The organism is Nocardioides sp. (genome assembly GCF_035703625.1).
Lineage (GTDB): Bacteria > Actinomycetota > Actinomycetes > Propionibacteriales > Nocardioidaceae > Nocardioides.
Genome location: NZ_DASSXS010000099.1, coordinates 1 through 6,697, shown reverse-complemented (window position 1 = coordinate 6,697; position 6,697 = coordinate 1). Strand labels below are relative to the sequence as shown.

8 protein-coding genes and 1 pseudogene are annotated in these 6,697 nt (G+C 72.2%); 7 read left to right on the top strand and 2 right to left on the bottom strand.

The genetic code is table 11. The annotated features are described in order from the left end of the window. A pseudogene (locus VFN12_RS05050) lies at window positions 1-380 on the bottom strand (cobalamin-binding protein); the annotation flags it as partial. 23 nt (window positions 381-403) lie between these two features. On the opposite strand from VFN12_RS05050, the gene VFN12_RS05045 reads away from it, so the two are divergent. The 4 genes from VFN12_RS05045 to VFN12_RS05030 are packed head-to-tail and all read left to right on the top strand — an operon-like array spanning window position 404 to window position 3,070. Continuing rightward, window positions 404-1,186, top strand: coding sequence for a TSUP family transporter (locus VFN12_RS05045; protein ID WP_325117512.1), 783 nt, complete (start codon window positions 404-406; stop codon window positions 1,184-1,186). A 47-nt stretch (window positions 1,187-1,233) separates the two neighbouring features. Continuing rightward, a complete protein-coding gene (locus tag VFN12_RS05040) occupies window positions 1,234-1,773 on the top strand; it encodes a DinB family protein (RefSeq protein ID WP_325117511.1) in 540 nt (179 codons plus the stop codon). Next, complete coding sequence (locus VFN12_RS05035) at window positions 1,770-2,270, top strand: GNAT family N-acetyltransferase (protein ID WP_325117510.1); 501 nt, start codon at window positions 1,770-1,772, stop codon at window positions 2,268-2,270. The genes VFN12_RS05040 and VFN12_RS05035 overlap by 4 nt, the downstream gene beginning before the upstream one ends. 17 nt (window positions 2,271-2,287) lie before the next feature. Then, on the top strand, window positions 2,288-3,070 hold the full coding sequence (locus VFN12_RS05030) for a DinB family protein (protein WP_325117509.1): 783 nt from the start codon (window positions 2,288-2,290) through the stop codon (window positions 3,068-3,070). Here the strand turns inward: VFN12_RS05030 and VFN12_RS05025 are convergent. After that, entirely contained in the window at window positions 3,067-3,702 is a 636-nt protein-coding gene (locus VFN12_RS05025) for a DUF6197 family protein (protein ID WP_325117508.1), read from the bottom strand. The genes VFN12_RS05030 and VFN12_RS05025 overlap by 4 nt on opposite strands. A gap of 128 nt (window positions 3,703-3,830) precedes the next feature. Between VFN12_RS05025 and VFN12_RS05020 the strand changes: the two genes are divergently transcribed. The 3 genes from VFN12_RS05020 to VFN12_RS05010 all read left to right on the top strand — a co-directional run. Continuing rightward, window positions 3,831-5,327 (top strand): FAD-dependent monooxygenase, encoded by a 1,497-nt coding sequence (locus VFN12_RS05020; protein ID WP_325117507.1) that lies wholly within the window; start codon window positions 3,831-3,833, stop codon window positions 5,325-5,327. A gap of 92 nt (window positions 5,328-5,419) precedes the next feature. After that, window positions 5,420-6,424 carry a carboxypeptidase regulatory-like domain-containing protein gene (locus VFN12_RS05015; RefSeq protein WP_325117506.1) on the top strand — a complete coding sequence of 335 codons (1,005 nt, stop codon included), beginning with the start codon at window positions 5,420-5,422 and terminating at the stop codon, window positions 6,422-6,424. Between the two features lie 76 nt (window positions 6,425-6,500). After that, a partial coding sequence (locus tag VFN12_RS05010; RefSeq protein WP_325117505.1) for a hypothetical protein occupies window positions 6,501-6,697 on the top strand: 197 nt, incomplete at its 3' end.

Sequence of the window (6,697 nt, the reverse complement as noted above, 5' to 3'; positions counted from 1 at the left end):
AACACCTCGTCGATCGTGTGGGGGTCGATGGTGAGCACCTCGGCGGTGCAGCCGAGATGGGCCAGCGCGTCGTCCACCACGGACACGTCGACGGCACACACGGCGCAGAGGTCCTGGGTGACCACCAGGTCGGCGTCCAGGCCGGACAGGGCACCCTCGTCGAGGCGGTAGAGGTCCTCCCCGCGCGCCACGGCGGAGGCCACGAACGCGTCGATCTCCGCGGGCGCCAGCCCCTCCGGCATCGCCGAGGTGGACACGATCGTCCTGGTCCGGGCCTCGGGCGGGTGGTCGCACTCGAACGTCACGCCCACCACGTCGTCGCCGGCCCCGATCGCGAACAGGATCTCGGTCGTCGACGGCAGCAGGGACACGATGCGCACGCCAGCACCCTACGATCCTCCGGGTGGACGACCCGACCTCGACCGTGCTCGCGCTGCTCGCCCTGGCGGCGCTGGCCGCGGGGTTCGTGGACGCGGTGGTCGGCGGCGGGGGCCTGATCCTGATCCCCTCCCTGCTGCTGGGGCTGCCGGGCGCCGCGCCGGTCCAGGTGCTCGCGACCAACAAGCTCGCCGCCATCTGCGGTACGACGGTGAGCAGCGCGACTTACTTCCGCCGGATCCGTCCCGACCCCCGCACCTTCGGCCCGCTGATGGTGCTCGCCTTCGTCGGCTCCGTGCTCGGCGCACTGGCGGCCTCGCAGATCCCGGCGTCGGCGTTCGCCCCGATCGTGCTGGTCGCCCTGATCGTGGTCGGCACCTATGTGGTGCTCAAGCCGCGGCTCGGCGAGGTGACCGCGCTGCGGTTCTCCGGGCGCCGCCACACCGCCGTCGCGATGGTCACCGGGCTGGCGATCGGCTTCTACGACGGCGCCCTGGGCCCGGGCACCGGCAGCTTCTTCGTGTTCACCCTCGTGGGACTGCTCGGCTACAGCTTCCTCGAGGCGTCGGCCAAGGCGCGGCTGGCCAACTGGGCGACCAACCTGGCCGCGCTCTGCGTCTTCGTCCCGCAGGGCGCGGTGCTGTGGAAGGTCGGGCTGGTGCTGGGCGTCTGCAACCTCGCCGGCGGGTACGTCGGCGCCCGCACGGCCGTGTCCCGCGGCTCGCGGTTCGTCCGGGTGTTCTTCATCGTGGTCGTGGCGGCGTTCATCGTGCGGATCGGTGGGGAGCTGCTGGGCCTGTGGGGCTGAGCGGATCTCGGTGGTCGCGCGGCCGTCCGCGCCACTAGCGTGGCGACGTGAGCGAAGCGACTGACCGCATCCATCCGCCCCTCGCCGCCGGCGAGGTCGAGAGCCTGCTGGCCTTCCTCGACCGCCAGCGCAACACCCTGCGTCGGAAGGCCGAGGGGCTGAGCCAGGCCCAGCAGGCCACCCGGCACGAGCCGTCCACGCTGACCCTCGGCGGCCTGCTCAAGCACATGGCCCTGGTCGAGGACTGGTGGTTCAGCGTGGTCCTGCTCGACAACCCGGACGCCGAGCCGTGGCAGGGCCTGGACTGGGACGCCGACCCGGACTGGGAGTTCCGCACCGCCGCCGACGACAGCCCCGACGAGCTGCGCCGGCTGCTGGACGAGGCGATCGCCGCCGCCGACCGGAACATCCGGCAGGTGCTCCACGAGGGCGGGCTGGACGCACTGTCGGTCCGGGAGAGCCACCACGCCGAGGAGGGCCGCTTCAGCCTCCGCTGGATCCTGCTGCACATGATCGAGGAGTACGCCCGCCACAACGGCCACGCGGACCTGATCCGCGAGTCGATCGACGGGTCGACCGGCGAATGACCATCCGGCCCGCCACCATCGAGGACTGGCCGCTGATCTGGCCGATCTTCGACGCCACGGTGCAGGCGGGGGAGACCTACGCGTTCCCCCTGGACCTCACCATCGAGACCTCCCGGGGCTGGTGGATGGAGACACCTCCCGGCCGGACGGTGGTCCTCGAGGAGGACGGCCACCAGGGCGGGCGGATCCTCGGCACCGCCAAGATGGGTCCGAACCGTCCCGGCCACGGCGACCACATCGGCACCGCCTCGTTCATGGTGGCGCCCGAGGCCCGGGGCCGTGGGGTCGGACGGGCCCTGGCCGAGCACGTCGTGCAGTGGCACCGCGACGAGGGCTACCGCGGGATCCAGTTCAACGCCGTGGTGGAGACCAACGTCGCCGCCGTACGCCTGTGGCAGGACCTCGGCTTCGAGATCCTCGGCACCGTGCCGGGCGCGTTCCGCTCGCCCGAGCACGGGTACGTCGGCCTGCACGTCATGTTCCTGTCGCTGGTGTGAGGGGCTAGCGTCCGGTCATGGCCGAGTTCACCAACGAGGACCTGACCGGCTCCCGCTTCGAGCACGTGGACCTGACCGGTGCCGAGTTCCGCTCCGTCGACCTGACGCGGGCCTCCTTCCGCGGTGTCGACCTCCGGGGCGTCGTGATGAACGGCGTCGAGATGTGCGACGTCCGGATCAACGGTGAGTTCGAGAACCTGCTGCTGAACGGGGTCGACGTGGCGCCGCTCGTCGAGGCCGAGCTCGACCGGCGCGACCCCGACCGGGCGAAGATGCGCCCGACGGACCCGCAGGGCTTCCGGGACGCCTGGGACCTCCTCGAGCGGCTCTGGGAGGGCACGGTGGAGCGGGCGCGCCGCCTCGACCCCGAGCTGCTGCACGAGTCCGTGGACGGCGAGTGGTCGTTCATCGAGACGCTGCGGCACCTCGCGTTCGCGACCGACTCCTGGGTCCGGCGGGGCATCCAGGGCGACCCGTCGCCGTGGGACCCCCTCGACCTGCCCTGGGACGAGATGCCCGACACCCCCGGGGTCCCGCGGGACCGCGAGGCCCGCCCCGGCCTCGACGAGGCCCTGGCGCTGCGCCGCGACCGGATGGCGACGGTGCGCTCGGTGGTCGACGGGTTGACCGACGAGTCGCTCGCCGCTCACACCGAGCCGGTCGAGGGTCCGGGCTGGCCGCCGCCCGAGAGCTTCCCGGTCCGCGAGGTGCTGCTCGTCGTCCTCAACGAGGAGTGGCACCACCGGCAGTTCGCCGAGCGCGACCTCGACATCCTCGAGGGGCGAGGCCAACGCAGCTAGCGCGGGACGAAACGCGGCTCGCGCGGAGCGAGGTGAAGCGACCCGGCGAGCGCTGCCCGCTCGGACCGGCACCTCTCCCGCTGGGCATCGGCCGTCGCCACGGTCGACCGGAGGAGCTCGACCACGTCGCCGCGCGTCCGTTCGGGTGCGTCGTTCCAGTGAGTCAGGTCGAGGACGTGGATCATCCGGACCGGCGGTCCGGGGCACCAGCGGACCCGCTGCCCGGCGTCCTCGCGCAGGCTGTGCCAGACCAGGTCCAGGGCCCGCTGGACCGGTTGTGAGCGCACCGCCTCGGGTCCTCCACCTGCCTGGACGACCGCTCCGACCAGGCAGGCGCCGGTGACCTCGCGGTCCCGGGTCAGCCCGATCTCGGGTGCGCTGACCGCCCGGGTCCGGTCGCCGAGGTCCACCGCGAACCACGCGCCCTGGATCCAGCCTCGGCGGACGATCTCGACGGCGTCCTCGAGCAGGGTGCGGAGCGCCAGCAGCTGCGCGAGCTGTGCCGACAGCGCGTCGACGCGGCGCAGTCGCCGCCGCGCCGCCCGTCGCTCGCGACGTCCGGGGCGGACCGGCAGCTCCGGCCGGGTGACGACCGTGTGCATGGGCACCTCCTCCGCGACCCGCGGATCCATCTCTCCACTGTGCGCCGCCGCCCGCCCTCGCATTTCCAAGGTAACCCCCGCAGGGGGGCTTGCGGCAAGACCCCCCTCGTGCCGCAGAATCTCCGACTCCTGGGCAAGAACATCGGAGGGGCCGGGCCGTGACGGAGCATGCCGTACTGATCATCGGGGGAGGCCCCACCGGGCTGATGCTGGCCGCCGAGCTGACGCTGGCGGGGATCGACGCTGCCGTCGTCGAGCGCCGCCCCAGCCAGGATCTCCCCGGCTCGCGCGCCGGGGGCCTGCATGCGCGCACCATCGAGGTCCTCGACCAGCGCGGCATCGCCGACCGGTTCCTCGCGGAGGGACAGGTGGCGCAGGTCGCCGGCTTCGCCCGGGTCTCGTTCGACATCAGCGACTTCCCGACTCGGCACCCCTACGGCCTCGGGCTGTGGCAGAACCACATCGAGCGCATCCTGGCCGGCTGGGTCGACGAGCTCGCCGTACCCGTCTACCGCGGTCGTGAGGCGACCGGGTTCACCCAGGACGACACCGGCGTCGACGTCGAGCTGTCCGACGGCCAGTCGCTGCGGGCGGAGTACCTCGTCGGGTGCGACGGCGGACGAAGCCTCGTCCGCAAGCAGGCCGGCATCGAGTTCCCGGGGTGGGATCCGACGACGAGTGCCCTGATCGCCGAGGCCGAGATGGCCGAGGAGCCGGAGCTCGGCACGCGCCAGGACGACGTCGGCCTCCACGGGCTCGGTCGGGTCGAGTACGAGATCCGGGACGGCGAGATCGTCTACGCCGACCACGGACCGGTCAGGATCATGGTGACCGACCGACACGTCGTGTCGAACGGTGAACCCACCCTGCGCGATCTCAGCGAGGCCCTCATCTCCGTCTACGGGACCGACTACGGGGTCCACAGTCCCCTCTGGATCTCCCGGTTCACCGACATGACCCGGCAGGCCGCGGCGTACCGCAAGGGACGGGTGCTGCTGGCCGGCGACGCCGCGCACGTGCACTCCCCGGTGGGTGGGCAGGGGCTCAACACCGGCGTCCAGGACGCGTTGAACCTGGGGTGGAAGCTGGCCCAGGTGGTCAGGGGCGTGTCACCGGACAGCCTCCTGGACACCTACCACGACGAACGCCACCCGGTCGGTGCCCGCGTCCTGCGCAACACGATGGCGCAGGTCGCCCTCACCAGGCCCGGAGACGCGCGCCTCGACGCCCTGCGCGAGACCGTGGCCGACCTGCTGAGCATGGACGAGCCGCGCACGCGCTACGCCGCGATGATGTCCGGCCTGGACATCCGCTACGAGCTCGGCGAGGGACACCCGCTGCTCGGTCGTCGCATGCCCGACCTCGACCTGGTCACCGCGAACGGGCCGTGCCGGGTCTTCACCCTGCTCCACGAGGCCCGGCCGGTCCTGCTCGACCTCGGCGAGCCCGGTGGGGTCGACCTGGCGCTGTGGACGGACCGGGTGCGGCTCGTCGACGCGCGGTTCGAAGGCACCTGGGAGCTGCCCGTGCTCGGTGAGGTCGACGCTCCCACCGCGGTGCTGGTCCGCCCGGACGGGTACGTCGCCTGGGTGGGCGAGGGGACCGACGCCGGGCTCGAGGACGCGCTCACCCGCTGGTTCGGGTCGCCCGCGTGAGGACGGGGCGCGCGAGGTCGGGCCCACCTTTCGGCGGAGCGTCGACGGGACGTAGGCTGCGTCGGCCGGCCGTATCGACCATGGGGGGTCCGTTGACTGGCGTCGTCACCAGAAGGCCGTGGGCCGTCGTGCTCGTGGCCTGCGCACTCATCGCGGCACCGGCGGCGTCGGTGCGCCCCTCGCAGGCCGCGACGGCGGAGCCCGCCGGCTACCTCCGCGGCACCGTCACCGACACACGGGGTGAGCCGGTCGAGGGGGCCCTGGTCAGCGAGACGCGGCACTTCGAGGACTCCGTGTCCTGGAGCGAGCCGACAGTGACAGCGGCGGACGGATCGTTCGAGATCGGTCCGCTGGATCCGGGGACCTACACGCTCAGGTTCAGCGACACGCGGCAGAACAGGTACGCCACGGAGTGGTGGGACGACGCGACCACGCGCACAGCCGCGAAGCGCATCGAGATCGTCGGCAGCGAGTCCTCGGACCATCTGGACGCCGAGCTCGACGACCTCCAGGCCATCAGTGGGCGGGTCACGGGCGCCCACGGGTCCCCGGCGTCGGGAGCGACGGTACGCATCTTCAAGAGGGACCCGTCGGACAACTACGCGGAGGTCGGTACCGGCAGCCCCCTGACGACCGGTGGCCGCTACGAGATCGCGGTCCAGCCGGGCACATACCGGCTCGCGTTCGACGCCGCGCCGGGGATGTACCGCAGCGAGTACTGGGACGACGTACGCCGGCCGGGCCTCGCCCGGGACGTGGTCGTCACGGACACGACCTCCGTACAGGACATCGATGCACAGCTGAGCGTGGCACCACCGGTGCGTGTCACCGGGTCACCGACCCTCAGCGGGCGCGTCCGCGTGGGGGAGTGGCTGAGGGTGGACTCCGGGACCTGGGACGTCGCCAGGCTCCGGTTCACCTACCAGTGGCGAGCCGACGGCACCGTGCTGCCACGCGCCACCGGCCGCAGGCTGCTGCTCACCCCCAGGCTGCGAGGCAGGCAGATCGGGGTCAGGGTCACGGCCACCGCGACCGCGGCTGAACGCTCACCCGGACTGGCGATGACGGGCCGCACCGGGCCCGTCGCCCCCGCGTAGCCGTCGGACTGCGTACACTCGCCTGTCGCGAGATCCTCGACCCCCACTGAGGCTCCCCGAGCCGGACCGGAGATCGATGCACCAGTCAAGCTACGACCAGATGCAGTTGTGTGTCGGAGAAAACCTCCGCCACGACCGGCACTACCGGGTCCTCGACCTCGGCGCCAGACAGGTCGTGGCGGGACACGCGACACACCGAACGCTGCTGGACGGCTACGACTGCGAGTACCTCGGCGCCGACGTCGTGGCAGGTCCCAACGTCGACATCGTGAT